Annotated in this window: 23 protein-coding genes; 17 read left to right on the top strand and 6 right to left on the bottom strand. The window is 66.5% G+C overall.

Annotated features, from left to right (window positions below):
- Positions 1 to 24: 24 nt before the first annotated feature.
- Entirely contained in the window at positions 25 to 912 is an 888-nt protein-coding gene (sigJ, locus tag ALI144C_RS22545; protein WP_076989092.1) for an RNA polymerase sigma factor SigJ, read from the bottom strand.
- A gap of 72 nt (positions 913 to 984) precedes the next feature.
- Positions 985 to 1605 (bottom strand): TetR/AcrR family transcriptional regulator, encoded by a 621-nt coding sequence (locus ALI144C_RS22540; protein WP_202819024.1) that lies wholly within the window; start codon positions 1603 to 1605, stop codon positions 985 to 987.
- 86 nt (positions 1606 to 1691) lie between these two features.
- Between ALI144C_RS22540 and ALI144C_RS22535 the strand changes: the two genes are divergently transcribed.
- Positions 1692 to 2696, top strand: a complete 1005-nt coding sequence (locus ALI144C_RS22535; protein WP_202819023.1) for an LLM class oxidoreductase — start codon at positions 1692 to 1694, stop codon at positions 2694 to 2696.
- Entirely contained in the window at positions 2690 to 3235 is a 546-nt protein-coding gene (locus ALI144C_RS22530) for a flavin reductase family protein (protein ID WP_143230782.1), read from the top strand. The genes ALI144C_RS22535 and ALI144C_RS22530 overlap by 7 nt, the downstream gene beginning before the upstream one ends.
- Before the next feature lie 14 nt (positions 3236 to 3249).
- Here the strand turns inward: ALI144C_RS22530 and ALI144C_RS22525 are convergent, their stop codons facing one another.
- Complete coding sequence (locus ALI144C_RS22525) at positions 3250 to 3432, bottom strand: hypothetical protein (protein WP_076989089.1); 183 nt, start codon at positions 3430 to 3432, stop codon at positions 3250 to 3252.
- A gap of 193 nt (positions 3433 to 3625) precedes the next feature.
- Between ALI144C_RS22525 and ALI144C_RS22520 the strand changes: the two genes are divergently transcribed.
- From ALI144C_RS22520 to ALI144C_RS55650, 10 genes are all read left to right on the top strand, one after another.
- Positions 3626 to 3988 carry a carbohydrate ABC transporter permease gene (locus tag ALI144C_RS22520; RefSeq protein ID WP_202819022.1) on the top strand — a complete coding sequence of 121 codons (363 nt, stop codon included), beginning with the start codon at positions 3626 to 3628 and terminating at the stop codon, positions 3986 to 3988.
- A gap of 88 nt (positions 3989 to 4076) precedes the next feature.
- Positions 4077 to 4349 (top strand): hypothetical protein, encoded by a 273-nt coding sequence (locus tag ALI144C_RS22515; RefSeq protein WP_076989088.1) that lies wholly within the window; start codon positions 4077 to 4079, stop codon positions 4347 to 4349.
- 59 nt (positions 4350 to 4408) lie between these two features.
- On the top strand, positions 4409 to 4645 hold the full coding sequence (locus ALI144C_RS22510) for a hypothetical protein (RefSeq protein ID WP_076989087.1): 237 nt from the start codon (positions 4409 to 4411) through the stop codon (positions 4643 to 4645).
- Between the two features lie 7 nt (positions 4646 to 4652).
- Positions 4653 to 6410, top strand: coding sequence for a DUF512 domain-containing protein (locus ALI144C_RS22505; protein WP_076989086.1), 1758 nt, complete (start codon positions 4653 to 4655; stop codon positions 6408 to 6410).
- 19 nt (positions 6411 to 6429) lie between these two features.
- Entirely contained in the window at positions 6430 to 8547 is a 2118-nt protein-coding gene (locus ALI144C_RS22500) for a hypothetical protein (protein ID WP_076989085.1), read from the top strand.
- A gap of 165 nt (positions 8548 to 8712) precedes the next feature.
- Positions 8713 to 10176 carry a radical SAM/SPASM domain-containing protein gene (locus ALI144C_RS22495; RefSeq protein WP_076989084.1) on the top strand — a complete coding sequence of 488 codons (1464 nt, stop codon included), beginning with the start codon at positions 8713 to 8715 and terminating at the stop codon, positions 10174 to 10176.
- Between the two features lie 7 nt (positions 10177 to 10183).
- Positions 10184 to 11038 carry a formylglycine-generating enzyme family protein gene (locus ALI144C_RS22490; RefSeq protein WP_076989083.1) on the top strand — a complete coding sequence of 285 codons (855 nt, stop codon included), beginning with the start codon at positions 10184 to 10186 and terminating at the stop codon, positions 11036 to 11038.
- Positions 11008 to 12324, top strand: coding sequence for an MFS transporter (locus ALI144C_RS22485; RefSeq protein ID WP_076989082.1), 1317 nt, complete (start codon positions 11008 to 11010; stop codon positions 12322 to 12324). Before ALI144C_RS22490 ends, ALI144C_RS22485 begins: the two co-directional genes overlap by 31 nt.
- Entirely contained in the window at positions 12317 to 14407 is a 2091-nt protein-coding gene (locus ALI144C_RS22480; protein WP_168211318.1) for a prolyl oligopeptidase family serine peptidase, read from the top strand. Before ALI144C_RS22485 ends, ALI144C_RS22480 begins: the two co-directional genes overlap by 8 nt.
- Positions 14404 to 14889 (top strand): hypothetical protein, encoded by a 486-nt coding sequence (locus tag ALI144C_RS55650; protein ID WP_168211317.1) that lies wholly within the window; start codon positions 14404 to 14406, stop codon positions 14887 to 14889. Before ALI144C_RS22480 ends, ALI144C_RS55650 begins: the two co-directional genes overlap by 4 nt.
- Positions 14890 to 15284: 395 nt before the next feature.
- On the opposite strand, the gene ALI144C_RS22470 is transcribed toward ALI144C_RS55650, so the two are convergent.
- Together ALI144C_RS22470 and ALI144C_RS22465 are read right to left on the bottom strand one after the other, a co-directional pair.
- Complete coding sequence (locus tag ALI144C_RS22470) at positions 15285 to 16571, bottom strand: discoidin domain-containing protein (RefSeq protein WP_076989080.1); 1287 nt, start codon at positions 16569 to 16571, stop codon at positions 15285 to 15287.
- 115 nt (positions 16572 to 16686) lie between these two features.
- Positions 16687 to 17430: an ATP-binding cassette domain-containing protein gene (locus ALI144C_RS22465; RefSeq protein ID WP_076989079.1), complete on the bottom strand. Its 744-nt coding sequence runs from the start codon at positions 17428 to 17430 to the stop codon at positions 16687 to 16689.
- Positions 17431 to 17619: 189 nt separating this feature from the next.
- Between ALI144C_RS22465 and ALI144C_RS22460 the strand changes: the two genes are divergently transcribed.
- From ALI144C_RS22460 to ALI144C_RS22440, 5 genes are all read left to right on the top strand, one after another.
- On the top strand, positions 17620 to 18819 hold the full coding sequence (locus ALI144C_RS22460; RefSeq protein WP_083753267.1) for a discoidin domain-containing protein: 1200 nt from the start codon (positions 17620 to 17622) through the stop codon (positions 18817 to 18819).
- Between the two features lie 6 nt (positions 18820 to 18825).
- A complete protein-coding gene (locus ALI144C_RS56795; protein WP_083753266.1) occupies positions 18826 to 21330 on the top strand; it encodes a chondroitinase-B domain-containing protein in 2505 nt (834 codons plus the stop codon).
- A gap of 224 nt (positions 21331 to 21554) precedes the next feature.
- Positions 21555 to 21683 (top strand): hypothetical protein, encoded by a 129-nt coding sequence (locus ALI144C_RS22450; protein ID WP_330359602.1) that lies wholly within the window; start codon positions 21555 to 21557, stop codon positions 21681 to 21683.
- Between the two features lie 145 nt (positions 21684 to 21828).
- Positions 21829 to 23613, top strand: coding sequence for a serine/threonine-protein kinase (locus tag ALI144C_RS22445; protein WP_076989076.1), 1785 nt, complete (start codon positions 21829 to 21831; stop codon positions 23611 to 23613).
- A 109-nt stretch (positions 23614 to 23722) separates the two neighbouring features.
- Positions 23723 to 24628, top strand: a complete 906-nt coding sequence (locus tag ALI144C_RS22440) for a phenylalanine 4-monooxygenase (RefSeq protein WP_076989075.1) — start codon at positions 23723 to 23725, stop codon at positions 24626 to 24628.
- Between the two features lie 159 nt (positions 24629 to 24787).
- Here the strand turns inward: ALI144C_RS22440 and ALI144C_RS22435 are convergent, their stop codons facing one another.
- Positions 24788 to 25792 (bottom strand): ArsR/SmtB family transcription factor, encoded by a 1005-nt coding sequence (locus ALI144C_RS22435; protein WP_076989074.1) that lies wholly within the window; start codon positions 25790 to 25792, stop codon positions 24788 to 24790.
- Between the last annotated feature and the right edge of the window lie 82 nt (positions 25793 to 25874).

Here is a 25874-nt window from a genome sequence, read left to right as displayed (position 1 = left end):
GTCCTCTCTTCCTCTCTCCACGCCTCACCTGCCGGTCAGGTGAGCGAGCTTGTCCGGATTGGCCATGCCGTAGATGTCGCGTACCCATTTCCCGGACGGGTCGGTCTCGACGGTCACCACCACGGCCGGCATGCCACCTGTGCTGAGCAGCGCGGTCGGCGTACCGCCGGAGTGCACCCAACGGATCTCGTGGTCGGAGAACCGGGGACCAACCGCGGCCATCAAGTGAGCTACCTTGGCCGCACCGTGCACGGGTCGCAACGCGGCACGAACCCTGCCACCTCCGTCGTTCCACAGGGTGGCGTCCGGAGCGAGCACGTCCAGCAGGTCGGACAGGCTGCCTCCGATGGCCGCGTTGACGAATCGCTCGGCCGCGATCCGCGCGTTCTCGTGATCCGCGACGAAGCGCGGACGCCGGGCATGCACGTGCCCGCGGGCCCGATGCACCAGTTGCCGTACCGCGGCGGGCGACTTGTCCAGCATCCCGGCGATCTCGGCGTACTCGAAGGCGAATGCCTCCCGCAGCACGAACGCGGCCCGTTCGAGCGGTGACAACGTCTCCAGCACGACCAGCAGGCCGAGGGCGACACCACCCTGGCGCTCCAGCCGATCCGCGGCGTCCTGCTCGGTCACCAACGGTTCAGGCAACCACGGCCCGACGTAGTCCACACGCGACCTGCGCGCCTTGCGCAGTTGGTCGACCGCGCGATGCACCGTGATCCGCATCATGTAGATGCGCGGATGCTCGACCTTCGCGTGGTCGACTTTTTCCCAGCGCAGCCAGGTGTCCTGCACTACGTCCTCAGCGTCGGACACGCTGCCGAGAATGTCGTACGCGGCCGTGAACAGCAGGTTCCGGTACTCGTTGAATGCGGCGACAGCCGCTTGCCGGTCTGTGGTGTGCTCGGTCACTGGATGCCTTCCGTCCTTGCCAACGTTCATTCAAGGAGACGAAGGGGGCACCGGCGTTGTGACATCCCGCGGTCAGTCAGGCCTTGCGGTGTGCAGCCTGACAAGTTGGGCCAGGTGCTGTGCCGCGGTGTGCAATGCCTTGTCGCTGGCGGAAACCCGGCAAAGCAGCTCGGCTCCCTCCAGTGTGCTGAGAATGGTGGAGGCGAGGTCGACGGCCGCTTCGTCCGGGATGCCACCGGTGGTGAGCTTGGTCGTCAGCAGGTCCTGCCATTGGCGCAAAGCCTGCTCGGCGGCGCGCTGGATGTCCGGCGAGGCGCCGATGGTCTCCAGCGCGGTGGCTGCGACCGGGCAGCCGTCGGTCCAGCCTGACGTCAGCAAGGTGTCAGCGAGCAGCACGGCGCACGCCGCCACCGCCTCGGCGGGATCTTCGGCGCTGTCGAGGCCTGACCGCAGCAGTTCGGTGAACTCGTCCGCGCCGTAACGCAGAGCCTCGACGGCAAGTTGTTCCTTGCCTCCGGGGAAGAAGTGGTAGACCGAGCCCTGCGTGACTCCGGCATCGCCGCTGATCCGCTTGATCGAGGTGCCCTCATAGCCCTGGCGCTGCAGGAGCATGGCGGTAGCCCGCAGGATCCGGGTCCGGGTGTCGGTTGCCGCTGTGGCCGGTGCGTCGCCTGTCGTCCTTGGGGATGGCACCACGCCAGTCTAACTCGAGCCGGTTGAACGTTCACTCTAGAGTGCGCTAGCGTCCTAGTTGAACGTTTACTCCAATGGAGGTCGGTGTGCCCGAAGCAGATCTGTTCGCCGAACATCCCGGTTTTCGCACGATGTTCGCTCCCGGTCGACTCACGGTGGGATTGTTCCTCCCGTTGTGGCCCTACACCGGAGACATGGCGGCCATGGCCGGGCAGGGTGAAACGATCCAGATGGCCGACCGCGCCGGTTTCGCGGCCATCTGGGTACGTGACGTCCCCCTGTTCGACCCGGGTTTCGGAGACGTCGGACAGGTCTTCGACCCGTGGACGTACCTGGCCTGGCTGGGCGCGCACACCCGCACCGCCGCGCTGGCCACGGGCAGTGCGGTCTTCCCGCTGCGCCACCCGATCGACCTGGCGAAACAGGCAGCGTCCCTCGACCACCTCTCCGGTGGCCGTCTGGTGCTGGGCGCCGCGTCAGGAGACCGCCCGGTCGAGTTCCCCGCTTATGGGATCGACTTCGAGTCCCGCGGCGCGCGCTACCGCGAGTCGGTGCGGTTGTTCCGGACACTGCTGGAGTCGGTGAAACCCACCATCACGTCCTCGCTTGGCCGTTCGCAGGGCGCGGATCTGCTGCCCAAGCCGGTCAGCGGCCGGATCCCACTGCTGGTCACAGGTTCTTCGCAGCAGACGCCGGAGTGGATCGCCGAACACGCCGACGGCTGGCTGATCTACCCGGGCGCCACAGCCACCGCCGAGGGCACCTCCGCACTTGGTCAGCGAGCTGCCGCATGGCGTGCCCTCATTCCGGGCGGCGGGTTCAAGCCGGTGGCCACCAACGAGTGGATCGACCTCGTGGACGACCCGCACCACCCACCGACGCCGCTGCGGGGCGGATTCGTGCTGCGCACCGGTGTCGAAGGGTTGCTCGACCTCCTGCACCGCTGGCAGGAAGCGGGCATCAACCACGGGGCACTCGGAGTCCAACACGGTCGGCGTCCGGCGGCGGAAGTCGTGGCCCAGCTCGCCGAGGAAGTCGTACCGCACTTCCCGGCGTTGCCCGCACCAGCGCCACGGGAACTCGTGTGGTGACACCGCGCCCGGCACGGCCCGAGACCTCTCCCCGTTCGCCGGATGGTGAGACGTTCCGGCAGGCGATGCGGCACCTGCCCACCGGGGTCTCGGTCCTCACCGTCAGCGGACCGAGCGGGCCACACGGCGTCACCATCAACTCTCTGCTGTCGGTGTCACTGAACCCACCCACACTGCTGGTGGCCATAGGGCACAGCACACGAACGCACGCCCTGCTGAGCCAAGCCGCCTCGTACGCGGTCACCATCCTGGGCGCCGACCAGGCCGAGCTGGCAGCCCGCTTCTCCGGACCGCGCCGCGGGTTCGAGGGCCTGGACTGGATGCCGTCTCCAGCGACCGGCGATCCAGTGCTCGCCGGAGGTCTGGCAACGATCGAGTGCAGGATCAGCGACCGTGTTCGGGTCGCGGACCACACCTTGTTCCTCGGTGCCGTGCTGCACGTGCGGAGCGCGCCGAACCGGACGGGGCACCCGTTGGTCTTCGTCCACCAGAGCTACCGCGACCTCAGCACTACGACGACACCGCCCCACCGGATGTGAGGCGCTCGGTGACCTCACATCCGGCTGTGGTCCGTCGTCATATCCGGCAAAGCGCACGCCACCAGGAGGCGGAACACATGAGCGACCCACCCGGCCCGTCGCACGATCCGCTCGGTCCGGGCCTGACGCCACGGTGTCGGACTTGCGGCGGGCAGCACGTCGATGCGTTCACCCTTGTCGGTCACACTCTCGATCACCAGTGGCGACAACCCCGATAACACCACCGCAGCACGCAGCGCTGGGACGCAACGAGCAGCGAGGGTTGCAGCCAAGTGAGAGAGTAGATGCGGATGCGCATGCCCTATTTGTCCAAAGAGGATGGATGGTGCTTGTCTCGTTTCACACCTGTTGGGGTGGAGGAAATCTGGAGGATGGCCGTTCGCGTTCGCCATGCCGACCACCGTCATCATTCTCGTGCCATTTCTGCGCGCCATCCCGAAGGAACTGGAGGAGGCGGCCCTCGGCTTCTTCGTCCGGATGGGTGGTCCCGCCGTCTCTGTCCGGTGTCATGACCGTAGGATCCTGGCGTTCGTGGCGAGCTGGAACAGTTATCTGCTGCCGCTGTTCCTGCTCGGCGACAACGACTTGTACACGCTGCCGCTCGGGGTGCGGTCGTGCGCGTCGCAGTCCTCGATCGGCACCGCGCGCGTGCTGGCGTTCGTCTCGCTGTCGATGATCCCCACACTCATCTTCTTCTCCCTCTTCGAACGCCGGATCGTCAGCGGCCTCGCCGGCGCCGTGAAGGGCTGTTGACAACCCACCAGGTAGCCGTGTATGCAAATTAGTGAGGTACCTCACATCGCGCGCGGTCGTGTCAGCTCTATCAAAGGGGTGCAGGCTGATGTCCGAAAATCGGGACCTGCTCAATGAATTGGCCTCCAGCGAAGATGAGTTCGATGTGGACCTCATGGCAGCGGGTTGCCGCCTGGTTCCGTCTGCGCGGGTGGAAGAGATATCACCGGCGGAACTGATCGGCTTCTATGATTTCGACCAGGCTGGCCTTGTCTCGCTCATCGAGGGACTCGTGTCCGATGGCAAGGTCGACATGGGAACGTTGTATCAACACGCCGAGCGGGTGAGCCTGCAGAAGGGCGCCGCCCAGGCGGCACCCTGACCGGGGGCGATCGGCGCCGAACTGATCGGGATCTGCCACCGCGTGCATTTGGAGGGCGATTGTCCCTGCCCGATGACCAGAGCGGCGAGCCATACGTGTGGCGATTCTTGCTCGACGAGAAACCCGCGTCCGAGGTGATCGCCGATCCCACTGTGGAGCTGCTTCGCGTGCAGTGGGAGCAACTGTTGAGATTATGTGTGCCGTTGCACGACGGACAGCCGGTGAAGGTGAGCAGCTTTGCTCTGATGCGAGCTCCAGAAAAGCACATTGCCATATTCCCTGATGATCCGGAGTAGAACGATCATGGGTGGACGCACTCTCGACGCCACGACGGCCGGCGACCGTGTCGAACCTGTGCGGGATCGGTCTCCCGGGCACAAGACGGGCCGGTCGTTCCTGCCCACCCCGACGCGCCGTCGCAGGGTGCCGCGAGGTTACGAGAGTGTCGACGGAATCATCCTGACCGAACCCCGGATCGAGGCGATCCGGAAAGAGTTGCAGGCGATACTGAAGGTCGCCCAGCTGGAGTGTGACGGGCAGGCTGTCGAGGTGGACGGCTTCCGGCTTCGTGAGATCGCGGACTGGGCCGACTACCCGACAAGCCTGTCCGACATATTCTGGCACCTGTCGTCGGTGTGCAACTTCAGTTGTGAGTTCTGCTACGAAAAAGGGAACCCGGCGGATCTGCCGATCCAGAACATGCCACGCATGGCCACCCACGAGGAGATCGTCACCAGGCTGCGGCACTACGACCCACGGAGTGGTCGTGGCATATTCTCCCTGCGGACGGCGATCAACGAGCCGTTCGCGAACCCGCGCGCGATCGACTACCTGCGCCTCATGCGTGAGAAAGCGCCGGACGAGCTCATCTCGTTCGTCACCAACGGGTCCTACCTGACCGAGGAGGTGGTGAAAGGTCTCGGGGACCTGCAGCCACTCTTCTTCAACCTCTCCATCTACAGCGTGGATCCGTACGTCCGGCGTACGGTTCTCCGTGACCGAAAAGGAGATACGGCGGTTCGCGCTGTCGAACTGCTCGCGCAGCACCGCATCCCGTTCATGACCAATCTGGTCATGTGGCCGTCCATCCCGTTCTCCGACATGGAGAACACGATCGCGCACGTGGCCGAGAACCGCGCCGCGGTGGTGCGGGTCTGCCTCGGGGGAAACTCCCGGTACCTCCCAGGTGACTGGGAGGACTTCCGCATCGCGGACTACTGGCCGAAGGTGGTCGCCGAGGTCGAACGCATCCGCGACCGATACCCCATTCCCATCCTGATCGAGCCGAACTCCTTCGTGCGGCGCGACACGGAGGCGGTCGTCGACGGGGTGATCCGCGACTCGCCTGCCGATCTGGCCGGGATCCGCCGGGGTGACCGGATCCATTCGGTGAACGGTGTCGCGATCGGCTCCCGCATGCAGCTCATCAGTGAGCTGCGGCGCGGGGCGAAGAACATGTTCCGGCCGCCCGGAGTGGTCGGGATGACCGCTCAGGTCCACTCCCGCGGCCGCGAGACCGTCCTGTTGGGTGTGCGTCGTGACGGTGTGGACCGCACCTACACGCTGGAACGCCACGATCCCAGGTCGATCGGCACCTATCCGTACGGCCAGATCTCGTCGTTCGACGACTTCGTGCTCGGCCTGATCGTCACCGACACCTTGCGTTACTCGTCGCTGAAGTCCGCCCGCCGGATCCTGGAACACCGGAAAGCGCGCCGAGCGCTGGTACTGACCTCGGAGCTCATCCTTCCGATCCTGCGGTACATGATCGACAAGACCGGGGCGTTCGCCGGATTCGACGTGCACGTGCGGGTCGCGGAGAACAGGTACTTCGGCGGCAACATCAATATCGGTGATCTCCTGGTCGTGGAGGATTTCGTCCATGCGATAGGACAGTTCGTCGAGGAGACGGGAGACACCCCGGATCTCGTGCTGATCCCGGCATCGCCCTTCGCGACGTCGCCGTGGGTTCGTGACCTGACCGGGAAGCCCTGGACCGACATCGAGCGACTCACCGGGGTGCCTGTCGAGATCGTCGAGTGTTCCCCGCTGGTCTTCTAGCGCACATCGTGCTTCCCCCATGACCACCGAGCAGCGGTTCATCGACGTACCCGACCGTGCCGCCGCAGCCGCCCTGGCCGAGGCGTGGCATGTGGACGGTCTCTACAGACAGGCGGCCATGCTCTGGCAGAGCCTGCCTGCCGATGCCCTCCCGGCCGGGACGGTGGAGCTGAAGGTGGCGAGTGCGTTGCTGTCACTGGGCGAGATCGGCGACGGCGCGACGTGGTTGAACCGCGCGTGCCGAGAAGGTGCTCCGGATGACGAGATCGACTACATGATGGGCAGGGTGCTCGCCGAGCAAGGCGCGATCGCGGCCGGCCTGGCAAGACTGGGGCGGGTCGGACGGACCGGACCCGGGCGCAGCCGGGCACTGAACGCCGAAGGGGTGGTGCTGTGGCGTGCGGGGCGGAAGGGCGAAGCGATCGAGCGGTTCCACCAGGCGGCCCGCATCGATCCCGTCGACGGTGACGCCCTGGTCAACCTGGTGAGCGCGGGCGCGGAAGCCGATCCCGTGCGGGCGTGGGCCTTGTTGGGCGAGGCGATCCGGCGCGCGCCCCACAAGCACGAGCCGTTCGTCATCCTGTCCCGCGTCCTGTCCCGGTCCGGAAACCCGTCGCTGGCCACAGACATGCTGTCCCGCGCCCGTCTTCGCCGGCAGTGCCTGGCGTCCGTCCCGGGATGGGAAGACGTCCTGCGGACACCGCCAGCCGGCCGAGCGGTCGTCCGGGGAACGGTCTCTCCCGGCACCGTGGATCTGGCGGTTCGCCTGAAGTTCCCGAGTGGTTACCGGCAACAGGCGATCGCGGTGAACGCGGGCTACGACATCCGGATGGACGGTGAGATCGCCAGTACCGCCGAGTTCGATCCCCGGGGTTCCGGGGTTTTTGTCGTCGCACCCGCCGTCCTGGTCAACCTCCCGGACACGGCAGGTGGTGACGACGAGGTTCGGATCCGGCTGCGTGGTGTGCCGCTTCCGCCGGCGGTACACCTGTCACCGACGGAGATGGAACTCGACGGGATCTCCGGGTGGCTGCCGCTCCCGGTACCTCCGGTTCCGCTGCGTTGGGACGTCCGGCTCGACGCTCCTCCCGGGTACGTCCTGCGGGTCGGCACAACCGAGGACAGACCGGGGACCGTCGGAGTCCTGGCGACTCGGGGTACGGACAGGGCGACGCTCACCGGCGGACGGACGCCGTCGCGGGTCACCGTGGTGAGCTCCCGCGAGGATCTGCTGTTCGGCGCGGCGGCGCGCTGGGCATCGCGTGCGGCGGAGTGCTGGAGCGAGTTGTTGTGCCCGCTGCCGATCCCGCCGATCGTCGTGGTCGACCGTCCGAGGTCCCGGTATGCGTACGCCAGGCAGAACTACCTCCGGATCGCTTCGGGTCTGGCCAGGGACGCCGTCCAGATCAGGCAGATCGCGCACGAGGTCGGACACCTGTGGTGGGGCGTCAAGGCCCGCTTCACGCCGGAGAACCACTGGCTCGGCGAGGCTCTCGCGGAGTACACACATCATCTGCTCGAGGATCGCGGAGAGCACCGCGGGTACCGGGCGCGTGCGCTGGCGGCACTGAGGGACGTCGACGGCGGTGTGTCGGCACGCCACGGCATGGATCGGCTGGCCGGACGGACCGACACCGTCGCCATGTTCGCCCTGCGGGTCAAGGGTGGGTTCGTCATGGGCATGCTGCGGCAACTCCTGGGGGAGACCGCCTTCGGCGAGCTCCTTCGCGCGGCCTTCGAGTACGGCAGCCGCCACGAGCTCGACACGTACACCTTCTTCGCGCTCGCGAGCTGGTTTCACGGCAGCTCTGTCCGGTGGTTCGTGAACCAGTGGGTGCACGCGGACGGCGTGCTCGAGCCGGCCGTTGGCGACGTGGCGACACGGAGATCACGGAGGGGGATCGAAACGACGGTCGAGACAACACTGCGAGGCACCCATACCTGCGGCGTACCGGTGGTGGTGGAGATCGAGGACGCCACAGGCACAACGGTGCGCCACGACGTCGACGTCGACGCCGGTGTCGGCTGGCTGACCGTCCGGCTGGACGCGGAACCCGTTCGGGTCACGGTCGATCCTGACTCCCGGTTGTTCGCGATGTCGCCGGTGGACGGTCCGACTGGAGGAAGACATGAGTGAAGCGGAGAGTTCAACGGAATCGAGTGCGGTGTCCGAAGCCGCGTTGGGTGACCTGATCGCGGAGCGCCTTCGTGCGATCTTGCGCGTCGTACAACTCGAGTGTGACGGCGAGCCTGTCGAGATCGATTCCTTTCGACTGCGTACCACGGACGGAGGCGAGCTGTCGTGTGGAAACTGAGCCAGTTCACTGTCGTGCGCAACCTCGGCGACCGGGACCTCCCGTCGCACAACCTGATCTTCAACACCGAGACCTCGAAGTGCATGACCGTCCGGGACGCCGACTGGCGGCGCATCATGGCGGGCATGGTCTCGAGCGACAGCGCGGGTGACGTGAGGGCCGCGATCGACCGATTGGCCAAGGACCGCATCATCGTGCCCACCGAGGAGGACCAAGCGGCGCGCTTCCAGGCGACGTTCGACCGGCAACGCCGCAATCCGGGCCGGATCCTTCCCCTGCTCGCCGTGACCTCCGGGTGCAACATCGCCTGTACTTACTGCTACGAGTCAGGCGTGCGCGGCAAGACGATGACTCCCGACGTGGTCGACGGATGCCTGCGCTGGATGGAACGCCGTATCACCAGAGACGGCATCAGGGAGATCTACCCTGGCCTGTTCGGGGGTGAACCGTTGATGGTGCCGAAGATTCTGTTCGCCATCATGGACGGGTTCGCCCGGCTGACCGAACGACACGGTGCGCGAGGTGAGTTCTACTGTTCGTCCAACGGGCTGCTGCTCACCGACGACCTGGCGCGGGAGCTCGCCGCGCGGAAGTTGACGCAGATCCAGATCTCTCTCGACGGGCCGGCCGAGATCCATGACAAGCGGCGTGTCGGGCACCGGGGGCAACCGTCGTTCGACGAGTCACTGTCGGCCATCAAGATCGCGGTGCGACACATCAGGAACGTCACGGTCAAGGTGAACTTCGACCGGCAGAACAGGGAGTTCATCGCGGACCTGTTCGACACTCTGCACCACGAGGGTCTCGCTGACCGGGTCAACGTCAAACTGGAGGCGATCGCCTACCAGTTCCCGGACAGCAAGGTCGCGCACGACAAGGGACTGCCGATTCCCCCGGAGAGTGTCGAGTTGGCCGACGCGTACGTGCAACTCATGCTCCAGGCACGAGAACGCGACATCGCCGTGTCCAGCGACACGGCACACACGACGCCGTGCATGTTCTCGTCCGAACACGGTGTGCTCATCGGTCCGGAAGGCGAGATCTACAAGTGCATCAGCTTCGTCGGCCGGAAGGACTACGCCGTCGGCACCGTGTTCGAGGAGGAGTACGACACCGCCGCGTACGACGAACAGATGAACGCGGCGAAACGCCTGACGGACTGCTATGAGGAGGAGTGTGCGTACATACCCGTCTGCGCGGGAGGATGTGCGTACGAGTCGGCAGTGCGCACCGGACGCCACGACCTACGGTTCTGCACGAAGCAGTACCTGGCGGAGTTTCACTTCAAGAGGCACCTCGTGCGCTTTCGTACCGAACTCGAGGCACTCGGGATGCGGCCACTGACGAGCGAGGAGCTCGCTGCGAGTGCCAGCCCGCCGAAGCCCACCCGGGGTTCGACGACGTTCATCTCGCTCGGCCAGGTCGGACTGCGGTCGGCAAGGTCCCGGTAGCTCCGCGGTGGACAAGGTAACGGTGCCCGCCGGCACGTACACGAGGGGTTCCACGACGCACGAACTGGCATGGCTGCGTAGCCGCTACCGCGGCATGTCGGCCGACTGGTTCCGGCACGAAGTGGGTGCCGAGACGGTGTGGGTCGACGCGGTGGACGTCTGCCGCGTACCCGTGACCAACTCCCAGTACCGGCTGTTCGTGTCCGCGAACGGCTACGGCGACGAGCGCTGGTGGTCGCCCGGCGGCCGCCGCTGGTTGTCGACCGTACGGCGTCGTCGGCCGATGTTCTGGGAAGACCCGCGGTGGGAGGAGTGGGCCCGGGACGAGCACCCGGTCGTCGGTGTGACGTGGTGGGAGGCGGATGCCTACGCGCGGTGGGCAGGCATGCGACTTCCCACCGAAGTGGAATGGGAGAAGGCGGCCAGGGGCACGGACGAACGGCGGTTTCCCTGGGGAGAGGAGTTCCGGCAGGGTCTCTGCAACAGCGCCGACTACTGGCTGGGTCGCGAGATCACCGACCTCGCCGACTGGCTGGAAAGCTTCAACGGAGCGCGGCCGTGGCAGAGTCGTTGTTTGACGACACCTGTCGGGAGCTTTCCCGAGGGTGCGTCGCCCTACGGGATCCTCGACATGGCGGGAAACATCTGGGAATGGTGTGCCGACGACTACCGCCTGTACGCCGGTTCGCCATACGCCCGCAACGGTGACGGGGTGCCTCCGGGCGACAAGGTATGCCGTGGTGGGTCGTTCGGCTACTTCGGTTTCTCGCTGCGTGCCGCGGAGCGGGGACACCATCCGCCGTGGTGGTGCTCCCTGGGCATCGGTATCCGATGTGTTCGGGACAAGGGGGGAGGACACTGAGTAGGCTGGAGAGCGTCGCACGCGTCTTCTCACCGCTCCGGCATCAGGACTTCCGGAAACTGTGGGTGGGGCAAGCGCTCAGCGCACTCGGCAATGGCATCTCACCGGTCGCACTCACGTTGCTGCTCCTGTCCCAGGACGGGAACGGCGTGCAACTCGGTGTGGTGCTGAGTGCGCAGAGCATCGGCCTCATAGGACTTGTCCTGGTGGGTGGCTACCTCGCGGACCGCATGCGTCGTACGAGGGTGATGGCGGCGTCCGATCTGTTGCGTGCAGGTGCCGCGTTCGGGTTCGCGTTGCTGGCGCCCTTCATCGGCCTGCCCGTGTTCGTGCTGCTCGCTCTCGCCATGGGAGCGGGTGCGGCGATGTTCACGCCGGCGGCGCGGGCACTGTTGCCGTCACTGGTGCCCGATGAGGATCTGCAGCCGGCCAACGCGCTCAACGTCATGACCGCCAAGGTCGGGACGCTCGTCGGACCGCCACTCGGAGGTGTGCTGGCGGCGGCGTTCGATCCACGCATCGCGTTCGCCATCGACGGCGTGACCTTCGTCGTCTCCGCCGTGATCCTGCTGACGATCCGGACCGGCAGGCCTCGCGAAGGCGCGACCGGGGACGATCGGACACCGAAGCCCACGCTCCTTCGGGGCGGGTCGGAGACCGTGAGAGTCCTCCGGGACCGGCCGTGGGTGGCGACGGTGATCATCCAGGGTGGGTCGCAGGTACTGCTAGTCCACGCGCCCATGACCATTCTGGTGCCTCTGGCGTTGCGCGACTACGGTGCGCTGGACGCCTACGGGGTCATTCTGGCGTTGCAGTCGGTCGGCTCGCTGGCCGGCGCCTTCCTCGTCGCACGCTGGACTCCGCGGGAGCCGGGCACCGTTGCGCTCCTCAGCATGCTGACGTCGTTGCCTACCCTGCTGGTACTGGTTTTCCACCTCCCAGTGCCGCTGCTGATGGGAAGCGCCATGGTGTCGGGGGCGGGGGGAACGATCTTCGCCGTGCTGTGGACGAGTGCACTGCAGCGCAGGGTGCCGGAACAGGCACTCGCGAGGGTCGTCTCGGTGGACTACGTCGGCCAACTCGGCCTCGAGCCCGTCGGGCTCGCCATGACCGCGCCCGTCGTCGCCCTCATCGGTATCCCGGCGGGGAGCGTGGTGTGCCTGGCCGCACTGCTGCTGACCACAGGCCTCCCATTCCTGGTCCGGGGTGTGCGCACGTTCGGTGGAGAGGTGGCGGCTGACGGGGATTCTCGTCAGCATCGAACAGGGAGACCCGCCGGTGGATAGCCGAACAGACACGGACAACGTGTCCCCAGGCCCGCCCATCGCCAAACGGGTGGACGATGTCGTCGACCTGCACGGCGAACGACGAAACGACCCGTACGCGTGGATGCGGGATCACGATGCCCCCGACTTCGTCGCCTACCTGCGTGACGAGCGCTCGTACTACGACAGCCAGACGCTGCGGTCGAGGAAACTGGTTCGGGACCTCGTATCGGAAGCGTTGACCGTCGCGCCCACAGGGTACGCGGGACCGCCTCGGCTACTGGGGTGCTACGAGTACTCCATGGAGAGCGTGCCGAAAGGCGGCCGCCACAGGCGACTCGTACAACGACGGACGAGTGACGGCACATCCACGGTCGCGCTCGACCTGAACGAGATGGCGTCCGGCGGCGAGTTCATCCGTCTGGGCTTGTGCGAACCGAGCCCGGACGGGCGGTGGCTGGCGTACTCGGTGGACACGACCGGGGGCGAAGCGTATGTACTGCGGTTTCGGGACCTGCGCAGCGGCCGGGACCTGGACGTGCGGTTCGAGCGGACGTACTACGGAAGCGCGTGGAGCGCTGATTCGCGGGAGTTCTACTTCACCGAGATCGACGACTGCAATCGGCCGTTCCGTGCCTACCGATACCGCCCGGGTGACGACGGTCCCGGGGTGCTGGTCCATGAGGAGCGTGAGCGGAGCCATCATGTCCACTTGCGACTGACCAGGAGCAGGGACTGGGTGGTGGTGTCGTCGGCGAACCGCGACACCTCGGAGCAGCGCGTGATCCCGGCCACCGCCAGTGGCGGTCGGCCCATGCTGATCAAGGAACGGCGGCGAGGTCTGCAGTACTTCGTCGAGCACGTGAGAGGCGCGTCCGGCGGGGAGTTCATCATCCTGACGAACGACGGTGCGCCGGAGTTCCGTGTGATGGCCGCACCCGTGGCTTCCCCGGACAGATCCGCCTGGCGGGAAGTCGTTCCTGCCAGGGACGGAGTTCGCATCAGCCGGGTCGACGTGTTCTCCGAAGGAATGGTGCTGTCCTGCCGGCAGGACGACGCCCGGCAGTTTCTCGAGGTGGTGATCCCGGGCGGCCGGTCCTTCGTGGTGAGTCCGGACACGGCCGCCGGCGACATATTCCTCGACCTCAAGACACCCTATGAGAGCCACCATGTGGACGTGATCTCGGAATCGATGATCCATCCGCCGCGCAGGTGGAGCGTCGATCTCCGGTCGGGTGAACGCCGAGTGGTCCATCGTGGCGATTCCCGGTTCTACTCCGCCGATCGCTATGTCACCAGCAGGTTGTGGGCCCGGAGCGCGGATGGTGTCGAGGTGCCGGTGACGATCGCCCACCGTTCGGACGTGGTGCCGGACGGCACCAACCCGTGCCACATCTCCGTCTATGGCGCCTATGAGGTCTCCAAGGACCCGGCGTTCGACCCCGTCCTCGTGAGTTTGCTGAACCGGGGCTTCGTCTGTGCCATCGCTCATGTGCGGGGTGGCGGCGAGCGCGGCCGGAGGTGGTGGCTCGATGGGAGGCTCAATAAGAAGGTGAACTCCATCGCGGACCTGGTGGCCGTGCGCGATCACCTGGTGTCCGAGGGGTGGGCGGCGCCTGACGGTGTGGTGTGCGAGGGGCTGTGCGCGGGAGGGATCGTGGTGTCGTCGGTCTATACCGCTTACGCGGATCGGTGGGCCGGCGTGGTCGCCGAGGCGCCTGCCGTCGACATCCTGAATTCCATGCTGGATCCCGGCATCCCGCTCACGCCGAACGAGTGGGATGAGTACGGAGACCCCCGCGACCGGACAACATACGACTGCATGAGGTCCTACGTCGCATATGAGTGCGTGTCCGACGCGCCGAGACCTCCGCTGCTGGTGACGGCGACGTACCGGGACCCGAGGGTGATGGTGGACAAGCCGGCCAAGTGGGTCGCCGCGCTCCGGCATGCCGACAGCCACGGCAACCGAATCCTGCTGCGCGCGGAACTGTCCGATGGTGCCCACCAGGGGCCCGCGACGTATCTGGGCAAGCTGTCCTTCCGGGCCGAGCTCCTCGCCTTCCTGCTCGAGACGGTGCGTGGTCACTGGGAGAGCCGTTGACGTCTTTCACGTTCCCGCGACGGTCGTACGTCAGTGGGCACATCGACGACTACGCCGCGCTGGACGAGCAGCGGATATGCCACCCCGTGCCCAAGCCCGGCGTGGTCGGCTTCCGCACGATCATTCTGACGAGGTTCCCGGACACGGTCGATCGTGGCATCACCAGACCGTGTGGGTCGAGGGGCACCAGCGAACACAAGGAGGGCCGCGCCTGGGATTGGGGAATCGCGGCCGACTCACAACGGCACGCCGTCGACGCGGTCCTCAACCAGCTGCTGGAAGCCGATGCCTGCGGGAACGAGCACGCCATGGCCAGACGGTTCGGCATCATGTACATGATCTGGGACAACAGGATCTGGGGGGCCTACGCCGCCGCCGAGGGCTGGCGGACCTACTTCGGCCCGGATCCGCACACCGATCACGTGCACTTCTCGTTCAGCTGGTCCGGCGCGCTCCGCCGCACCAGCTGGTGGACCGGTTGACAGCGGGCTTCTCCTGGCCGCACTTCGGGAACAGGTAGCTTGCCGAGGTCGAGACACCCTGGCGTGCCGACGGCGGAGCAGATCGCGATGCCAACGCAGGATCGTGTCTGGACGTACCGGCAGCCGAAGGCTGTGCAAGGTCTGGCGTGGCACGCGGTGTAGGAGCGCGGCGAGCAACGCCCGGTCGGCCGTGGTGAACTGCGCTCGCGTGTCGCCGAGCTGCCGCTGGAGTACCACGATCTGGTGACGCAACACGAGGATCTCGACGTCCTTGTGGCGGTCACTCATCGGGAGCAGTCGGAGCAGGGCAAAAGGAACTGACCACCAGGCTTGCCCAGGCCCCGATTCACGCACATGCCAGGCGCACTGTGCTCTGTGCTTGCGGAATTGTGGCTTCAAGCGGGTCCAGGGCCCGCGGTGATCGCCATGCCGAGTGATGTGTAGTCGGAGCTCACCTGGTTGTCGCTGTAGAACTTCACACCGGCCGAGGCCGAGGTGACGTCCATGACGTACGTCGAGGAGCCCACGAACTTGTTGCGGGTGATCGACACGTTGTCCGGCCCGTCTATCTTGATCGCCTGGTTCCAGCTGTCGCCGATCTCGTTGTCGGCCACGATCCAGTTCTTCATGCCGTCTGTGTTGCCGCCGGTGTTGCCGCCGCGGCCGTAGTCCTCGGCCATCAGGAACTGGTGGATGCTGGGGATGCTGTTGTCACGGTCGGGGTTGGCCGGGCCGATGGCCTTGTTGCCGCGAATCTGCACGTTGTCGCTGGCGGTCGGGTGCGAGCTGGACACCCACGTCTGGATGAAGTCAGTGTGGCTGTCGCCAGGGTCGCCGGTCACGAAGTTGATGGCGGTGTTGTAGAGGATTCTGTGACCGTCGCCGAAGAACGTGACGGCGTTCAGGTCACCGGGACCCTTGACGCCCTTGATGTCGTTGTTCTGGATCGTGACGTCGGTGTTGTTGTCCGAGTAGATGCCGTATTGCTGCGCGGCGTCCACGCGGCAGTTCTGGATCACCACGTGGTCGGCTTTGATCAGTACGCCGCCGCGAATGGTGTTGCCCTGGCAGTCGTAGACCTTGGGCGCGACCGCCGTGCCGCCGGAGTCGATGGTGTACTTGGAATTTCGACCCGCGACCAGGACCGCACCGGGCGGCGTCGCCACACCGCCGACTCCGAGGGTCTGCTTGGGCGGAACACCGGGCGATCCGGATACGGTCGACTCGGTGATGCTCGTCCACTTGCCCGAGTCCGGGGAAGAATTGCCGTACCCGACGATTCGCACGTAACGGGCTGACCCGCCGGTGAAGCCGTACGCTTCGAGACCGCGCGTGGTGCCGCTGCTGCTTGCCCGGGACACCACGGTCGACCACGCCGAGCCGTCGCGGGACAGCTGGATGTCGAACGTCGCCCGCCGCTTGTCCCCGTCGTACCAGGCCAGCGATACCGAGTCGACGGTGGCGACCGAGCCGAGGTCGAAGCGGATCCAGACCCCGTCACCGGCTGCGGACCACCGGGTGGACAAGTCGCCGTCGATCGCGTTGGCCGGTCCGTTGCCGTCGTCCGAGCTGGCCGTCGCCGCGATGATGGACAGTGTCGCCGCTGTTGCCGGTGAGCTGAGCAACGCCACCGAGCAGAGGGCCACGCACCCGCACAGCACGGTGATCAGAATGCGTTTCACCGATGCACCCTTTCCTCTCGTCGTGAGTGCTCGTCGGGGGCAGAACCCCGGTGAACACTCATGAGGGGTTTTGGGTTCGTTGGTAGCAACCAGGTTGGGGAGGGGTCCCCGCGCGTTACTGTCCGATCTCTTGGAAGAAGCCTTGTACGTACGGGTCGGCGAGGGAGGGGATCTCGGTCGCGGGCCCGGCGACGGTGATTCGGCCGTCGCGCATGAACACCATGCGGTCGGCGACGCCGATGGCGGTCAGCAAGGGCACTTCCTGCGTGATGGCGAGCACTGCGGCACCGGCGTCCGCGTACTCGCGCAGGGTGCCCCACACTTCGTACGCGGTGGCTGTGTCCAGGGACGCGGTGGGTTCGTCGGCGATGAGCAGATCGGGTTCCGGCAGGAGCGCCGCTGCCAGCGCGGCCCGCTGGATCTGCCCGCTGGAGTGCTGCTGCGGGTACAGATCGAACGCTTCCACGGGATAGCGGGCCGCGGCGCACGCGCGGTCGACGGTCCATCGCTGATGAGAACGTTCCAGCGCCAGTAACTGCGCGCCGACTGGGTCTGCCGCGGTGAAGGCGGTGGCTCCCGACTGAGGCACCAGGCCGATGGTGTGGCCGCGCAGTTGCCGCCACTGACGCTGGTCCTGTACGTGTGCGTCGTTGATGTGCACTTGCCCGGTGATCTGGGCCGACGCGGGTAGCCGGCCAGTCAGTGCGGCGGCGATCATGGATTTGCCACACCCGGATTCGCCGAGCAGCGCGGTCATCTGGCCTTCCGGCACGGTGAGGTTCACCGCGGCGAGGACGGTCTCGCTCCACTGGCCCGTGTCGATGTGGACGGTGAGATCGCGCAGTTCGGCAGTCACCATGCGGCCTCCCCGGCAGCGAGCGGCGCCGGGCCGGTGCTCGCGCGACCAACGGCTGGTTCGTTCACAGAGTGTGGCAGAAACCGGTGCTCGGGACTGGTCCCGAGGTGTCAGCGACAGTGTAGACCCCGGCATGAGCATCGAGAACACGTGGAGAGACGCGTGAAACCACAACGAGCTCGTCGGTTGTTCATGGCCGTAGTGCTTACGGCCGGCATGGCAGGAACATCGGGCGTAGCGGCGGCGGCCGGTTCGCCGTTGCCCGTCGAAGCGGTGATGGCCAGTGCGGACGACGGCAACGTCGCGGCCAACACGCTGGACAACAACCTGAACACCCGTTGGTCAGCCGAAGGCGCCGGCGTGTGGATTCAGTACGACCTCGGCCGACCGCAGGACATCGGCTCGGTCTCCATCGCCTGGCACAAGGGCGACACCAGACGCGACACCTTCGACGTACGCCTGTCCAACGACGCGACGTCATGGACGACCGTACTGAGCAACAGGACCAGCAGCGGCACCACGCTCCAGCTCCAGAACTACGACTTCACCGACACACCGAGCCGGTATCTGCGCATCGTCGGTCACGGCAACACCTCCAACGACTGGACCAGCATCGCCGAGACAAAGGTCAACAGCGCCGACGGCGGTGGTGGGGGAGACCAGAGCCAGGCGGCGGTGCGGTACGGGTGGGGCACGCCGTTGCCGATCTCCGACGAGTTCGGCTACACCGGGCCGGTGGACCCAGTGAAGTGGGGCGTGCCCTCAGGGAACGAAGGCGGTACGCCCGGGTGCTGGAAAGGGCACGCCGAGAACGGCCGCCGATGCGCGAAGAACAGCACCGTGGCCAACGGCATCATGACGATGCGCGGGGAGGCCAACGGCGACACCGGGTGGTTGCGGCAGAAGCTGGATCGCCAGTACGGCCGGTGGGAGATCCGTTCCCGCTCACGCAACACCGGCGCGTCCGGTGGCCTGTACCACCCGCTGCACCTGATCTGGCCGACCTCGGGCAAGCGGCTGGAGGACGGCGAGTACGACTGGGTGGAGTACTCCAACCCGGACGCGCAGTGCCTGCAGGCGTTCCTGCACTACCCGAAGAGCCCGTCGGACAAGAAGGAGCGGCGTGAGCTCTGTCCGGTCGACATGACCCAGTGGCACAACTTCGCGTTCGAGTGGAGTCCGGCTGGCCTGGTCGGCTACGTCGACGGCGTCGAGTGGTTCCGCCTGTCCGGCGGCGCGAACGCCGACCGGGGCAACATCCAGGACATGCCGTCCGGCCATCTCAACATCCAGCTCGACAACTTCACCGGGAGCAGCGGCCTGCGCCCGGCGGTCTTCGAAGTCGACTGGGTCCGCCTCTACGACGTCCGAGCCGCGTACGACGGGAAGTGAGGACCGATGAAACGAGCTTGTCACGTGGGCTTGGCCGTGGTGCTCGCGGCCGGACTGGTCGGGGCCTCTGGCACGGTCGCCGCGGCGGCGGGTGCACCGTTGCCGGTGACGGAAGTGGTGGCCGTCGGGGACGACGGCAACGTCGCCGCCAACACTCTCGACAACAACTTGAGCACCCGCTGGTCGGCCGAGGGCGACGGCGTGTGGATCCGGTACGACCTCGGCAGACCACAAACCATCGGTTCGGTGTCCCTCGCCTGGCACAAGGGGGACACCCGGCGCGACACCTTCGATGTCCAGCTCTCGGCCGACGGATCGTCGTGGACCACGGTGCTGAGCAGGAGAACCAGCAGCGGCAACACACTCCAGCTTCAGAACTACGACTTCGCCGACGCTTCCGGTCGCTATCTGCGCGTCGTCGGGCACGGCAACACTTCCAACAACTGGACCAGCATCACCGAGACGACCGTCAACGGTGCCGACGGAGGCGGCGGAGGTGAGTGCAAGTATCCGGCTGACGTGCTGGACCTGCGAAACTGGTACATCGGGCTGCCGATCGGCGAGGAGGAGAAGCCGCTCAACGTCGAACAGCCGGAACTGGCCACGTACTCCATCGACCCGTGGTTCCGCGCGACCCCGGACTGCAAGGCGGTCCAGTTCCGCGCCGCGGTCAACGGCGTGACCACCAGCGGGTCGAACTACCCGCGCTCGGAACTGCGCGAGATGTCGGGCAGTGCGAAGGCCAGTTGGTCGTCGACGTCGGGCACGCACACGATGGTGATCGACCAGGCCATCACCGCGGCGCCCAGCGGTCGGCCCAACGTCGTCGCCGGCCAGATCCACGACGCCAAGGACGACGTCTCGGTGTTCCGGCTGGAAGGCCGCAAGCTCTACATCACCGACGGGAACGACAAGCACACGCTGGTGACCGACGACTACGAACTGGGCACGAGGTTCGAGGCGAAGTTCGTGGTCAGTGACGGCAAAATCAAGGCCTACTACAACGGAGTGCTGAAGGCCACGCTCTCGAAGAGCTTCACCGGAGGCTACTTCAAGGCAGGCGCATACACGCAAGCCAACTGCGGCAACGCGTCGCCGTGCAGTGACAGCAACTACGGCGAGGTGAAGATCCACCGCCTGGTCGTTTCGCACGAAGGCGACGAGCAACCTGGTCCTGGCCGGACTGTGCCGGTGGCCAACTCGTCCCAGCTGCAGAGCGCGTTCACCAGCGCACAGCCCGGGGACCGGATCGTGCTCGCCGACGGGCAGTACACCATCGGCAAACTGACCGGCAAGAACGCCACCGCCGACCGGCCCATCACCGTCGCCGCGGCCAACCGGGGCAAGGCCGTGATCACCGGCGGACAGCTGGAGGTCGCGAACTCCTCGCACGTGGTCGTCGACGGTCTGAAGTGGACCAACAGCAACACGCTGAAGATCACCGGCTCGAACAACGTACGACTGACCCGCAACCACTTCCGGCTGACCGAGAGCTCCTCGCTGAAATGGGTGATCATCCAGGGCGCCGGCAGCCACCACAACCGGATCGACCACAACCTGTTCGAGGAGAAACACCAGCTCGGCAACTTCATCACCATCGACGGATCGGAAACCCAACAGTCGCAACACGACCTGATCGATCACAACCACTTCCGCGCGATCGGCCCGCGCGCGCAGAACGAGATGGAGGCCATCCGGGTCGGCTGGAGCGAGATCTCCCGCTCGAGCGGCTTCACGGTGATCGAATCGAACCTGTTCGAGGACTGCGACGGCGACCCGGAGATCATCTCCGTGAAGAGCAACGACAACACGGTCCGCTACAACACCTTCCGCTCCTCGCAGGGCACGTTGTCCCATCGGCACGGCAACCGCGGTGCGTTCCACGGCAACTTCTTCCTCGGCGAGGGCAAGCCGGGAACCGGCGGAATCCGGGTGTACGGCCAGGACCACAAGATCTACAACAACTACTTCGAAGGCCTGACGGGCACCGGCTACGACGCGGCGCTGCAACTCGACGGCGGTGACGTGGACACCTCGGGCGCGCTCAACGCGCACTGGCGCGTCTACCGGGCGACTGTGGTGAACAACACCTTCGTCAACAACATCTCCAACGTCGAGATCGGCGCCAACTACAAGTACGCCCCGGTCGACTCGGTGATCGCCGACAACGTGGTCACCGGCAGCCAGGGCACGCTGTTCAACGAAGTCAAGGCACCGGTGAACCTCACCTACGCCGGGAACATCGCATGGCCGACGGGGTCGGCGAACGTGGGAGTCACCCGTGGCGTGCGGGCTGTGGATCCGCAGTTGGCCCGCAGCGGACCGGTATACCGGATCGGGTCGGCAAGCCCGGCCGTCGACGCCGGCAGTGGTGGCTATCCGTTCGTGGCCGACGACATGGACGGCCAGGCCCGTACCGGAAAACCCGACACAGGTGCGGACGAGCACTCGTCGTCCGCAGTTCTGCGCGGCCCGCTCATCGCGGCAGACGTCGGGCCAGGCAGCGCATGACGACCGACGTCGCCTCGGTCTTCGGGGGGAATGGAGTTCGCTGAAACGCCGTCCACACGCGGTTCCGGCTTCACCCGTGCCCGTCACGGCGGTGAAGCCGGAACCGGTGACGCAACGTGGCACTCACCGGAGTGCCGCCGTATGAAGGTGAAAATGTGATCGACACCGATGAATGGTCGATCTCCTGTCGTGACATCGCAGGTCGCCCTCGCACACTGCGTGTCATGGTTCGAGACGGCGAAGTCCTGGTCATCGCCCCTCCGGGCGAGATCGCTGTACTCGACGCGGTCGAGGCCGAACACGTTCGGGCGTCCCTGCGGGAGGCGGCTGCGCTCGCGCTCGCCGTGGAGTAGCACGGGCGCCGAACGTTCGCGCGGTCCACACCAGACAGCGTCCCCGGTAAGCAGAGGGGAAACCATAAAGCCGCTGTCGCACGCTGATTCGAAATGTGCGAAACGTACATAGTGTGCCCGGCTCGAGTCGGTTAGAGTACGGAGAGTGCGTACCGGGGACATCGTAGACGGGCGATACCAACTCGAAGACGCTCAAGGGTCCGGTTCTGGCGGCATTGTCTGGGCTGCGTTCGATCGCAAACTGAAACGGACCGTGGCTCTCAAGAAGCCGCACACCGTGGCAAGCCAAGCCGACCGGCTCCGGTTCCGCAGGGAAGCCGAAATCGCGGCGCAGGTGCACCACCCGAACGCGATCTCGGTGTACGACACCGTGGACGACGACGAGTGCTGGTTGGTGATGGAGTACTCCCCGGCGCAGAGCCTGGACAGGGTGCTGGCGACTCGGGGGCCGTTGCCCGCCGACAGGGTGAGCAGGATCGGGGCGCAGATCGCGGCGGCACTGGCCGCCCTGCACGCCCAGCGGATCGTGCACCGGGACATCAAGCCGGGCAACATCCTGGTGGACGAGCAGGACTTCGCGAAACTCACCGACTTCGGCATCTCCATCTGGCATGCGGTGACGCGGACCAGCGACGGGACGTTCACCGGGACCCCCGCCTACGCCGCGCCCGAGGTGGCCGCCGGTCAACCGGCAACGGAAGCCTCGGACATGTTCTCCCTCGGCGCGACCCTGTTCGCCGCGGTGGAAGGCACCCCACCGTTCGGCACCGGCGAACCGGACGACGTGTTGACACGGGTGCGCCAGGGCGACGTGCTTCCCATGCGACACGCGGGTCCGCTGGCGCCGCTGCTGTCGCGCCTGCTGTCGACCGAGCCAGGACAGCGGCCGACCGCTGACGAGGCGCGACAGTTGCTGCACGGCATCGCCGGCGACGTAGTGGGACCTGCGCCACCGGCGCGGGCTGCTACCTCAAGCGTGCCGCACTGGCGCCGTCGGCGGTATCAAGCGATCGCCGTAGTGGTGGTGGGTGTTGCCGCAGGCGCTGCCGTGCTCCTGCCGTCCGGCCCACCGCTGCCCGAACCAAGCAACTTCTCAACACCCGGCACGGACCTCATCGGCGATGAGCGAACAGTCGACCCCTGCGCACTGCTGGACCGGAAGGCGCTGGAGCGACTGGGACCGGCCAAACTGGATCCCACCTACGGAAACTTCAACCGCTGCGACGTCTTGATCAACACAGGCGGCCGGGAATCGGTCGACCTCGAGGTGCAGATCGTCACCCGCACCGCGGCCGACATCCAGGGAAAGCCGCTCGACGTGATCGTGGAGAGACCCGCGGACAGCGACGAATGCGACCGCTCCATGGTCCTCGATGAGAAGTACGCCATCCGAATCACCGCGAACATGCCCAACCCCTCTGCCGACCTGTGTGTCATCGCCGACACAGGCGTGCTCATGGTGAAGGACGTTGTCGTGAAACAGCGCGGCCGTCTTCCCCGTCGCGCCGCGCCCCTCCCCGCCGATTCCCTGGCCCAGGTCGACGCATGCCGGTTGCTGGACAACACGGCACTGGCCGAACTACCCGCGATCGATCCGAAGACCGCGATTCCCGACTTCGGCGATTGGGCGTGCAAGTGGTACAGCCCCACCACGCCCACCCAGGTCCACCTCCGTTACGACCAGCACGCCGCAAAAGAGGCGATCTCAGGGCAGAAGATCCAGTTGGGCCACCACACCGCGTACGTCAGACTGGATATCGACTCAGGCACCAGTTGCACCGTGCACGTGCGCCATCAACCGGCGAACGAACAATGGCGAAGCGCGATCGACCTGATGGTGCTGACGGTGAAGGGCGACCGGCCCGGCAAGGAATACTGCACCGCGGCGACGAATCTGTCCGCCGCAGCCGCCGCCAAACTGCCACGCTGATGCTGGACACGAGCCACACACCACAGTGACCGACCGCCCTTGTCGCTCGATCGGGTTGGTCTGACCTGGCCATCGCTTGACAAGGTCCTGTCCGGGTAGGCCTCCGGGCATGGACAGCCACACCACGCTCCAGCCTGGACGGGCTCCGGTCGCACCGGACGGTCATCTGGGTGCCGCCCGGCAGCACCCGGGTTTCCGCGACGTCGTCTACGCCCGGCGGCGGGACGCGGTGGTGGCCCTCGCCGTCGGCCACCAGGTAGGTGCGCCCTCGCCGCTGGTGCACTACACCGAGTCGGAGCATGCGACCTGGCGTCGTGTGCACGCCGCGTTGCACAACGTCCATGAGGAGACGGTGTGCCGCGAGGTGCTGCACGCGCGTGACGCGGCGCCGATCCCCGCCGACCACGTTCCGCAGCACGCCGAGGTCGGCGACCGGCTGCACGAGCTGACCGGGTTCCGCTTCACCTTGGCCGGGGGGTTGGTGCCGAACAAGAGGTTCCTGGGCTCGATGGCTCGTGGCTACTTCCACGCCGTGCAGTACGTCCGTCACCCGGCGGTGCCGTTGTACACGCCGGAGCCGGACGTGCTGCACGATGTGTTCGGGCACGGCACGCACCTGAGCTGCCCGTGGTTCGCCGGTCTGTACCGGATGTTCGGCCGCGCCGCCGCCCGAGTGGACAGCGAGGACGCCCTGGACCTGCTCAGCCGTGTCTACTGGTTCAGTCTGGAGTACGGCGTCACCATCCAGGATGACGAGGTCAAGGCCTATGGCGCGGCCCTGTTGTCGTCCTGGGGCGAGCTGCGGCACCTGCGCCACGCTGAGATCCGCCCCTGGGACATCCACGCCATCGCCGCCCAGGCTTACCAGGCCGCGGGCTACCAGCCGGTGCTGTACGCGGTCCGTTCACTCGACCACCTTTCGGACGCCCTGCACGAGGTCCTGGACGAGTTCGACGAGACCACCCGGGATCGTCTCAGCCTGCCCGCGCTGGCCGAACGTGGCGCCATGGCCTGACCACCCCACCTCTTCGGGTACTGGGCTGAAGCACAGGTGTGAGGCGCGGTCGACGGGGTAGAGCCCGGTCCATGCGTGCAATGACCACTGGACGGTCGGGAATGCTGAGGCAACTGGGCGGCCGGAGGGGAGAGGGCGACGCTTGGGCCTTGCCAGGTGTCACTGTGGTGCTGCGGCGGCGATGAGCTGGTCGCCGAGCGGGGTGCGTTGGTAGAACACGGTGTGTCCGTCGCGGCGGGAGGTCACGATGCCGGCTCGGCTGAGCGCTTTGAGGTGCACGTTGACTGTGGGTGCGGCCAGGTCGAGCTGACCGGCCAGGTGCGTGGTGGACATCGGCAGATCGAGGTGGGCGAGGATCGCGGCGCGGCTGTCGCCGAGCACGCCTGCCAGTGGGGAGCCGTGTGTGCCGGGATGGGATTCCCACAGCCGGCCGAGTCCGCGCGGAGCGTAGGTGACCGCCGGTTGCGGGTTGGCGGTGCGGACGATGACGTCGGGCCAGGCGAAAACGCAGGGGATCAACAGCAGGCCGCGTTGTCGCAGATCAGCAGTTCCGTCGTAGTACTTGACGATGCTGAGGGTGTCGCGGTTGAAGCTGACCGCTGGGTGCAGGGTCCGCAACAGCTGGCGTACGCCGCCGGAGGCGAGTTCCTGCAACCGGTGGGCCAGATCAGCGTGGAGCAGCGCCCGCATGCGCGGCCAGTAGGGCGCGATGCTCACCCGCCAGTAGCTGTCGAGGGCAGCCACGATCCGGGCGAGTCCGGACTGAGGGTCGGAGATCAGGTCGTCCAGCACCGCGCGGCGGTGAATGCGTCCCGGTCCACGCATGGCCATCGGGTGCTGGGCGAGGTGTGCCAACTCGGTGGCGACCAGACGGGGATCGGTGGCGGCCAACGTCTTCAGGCTGGTGTCGAAGCTCGGTGCCCGGCGCGGTGGGATCGGGTGCAGGAAGTCCGGGAGGTAGCCGACGGGGCGTACCACGGTGGTGAGCAGGTCCAGGTCGTCGAGATCGCCAAGGTGCCGCCGAACCTGTGTGAGCCAGGGCGCGTGCAGTCCGGTATTCGAACCGATGGTCAGTGCCCGCAGGCTCGTCACGGCCTCCCAGAGCGGGGATGTGGCGAATCGCACCTGGCTGAGGTCCTCGACGCCGAATCGCAGTCGAATCACGTAACGAGATTAGGCCAGAAGCTAATCCTGGACCGTTTCCTTGTTGGCCGCGCATGCTCGTGACCCGGCGACAGGTGGTCCA

The sequence above is a fragment of the Actinosynnema sp. ALI-1.44 genome (genome assembly GCF_001984155.1).
Taxonomy (GTDB): Bacteria; Actinomycetota; Actinomycetes; order Mycobacteriales; family Pseudonocardiaceae; genus Kibdelosporangium.
The sequence above is the reverse complement of the archived record's forward strand: the minus strand, read 5'-3'. Positions and strand labels throughout refer to the sequence as shown.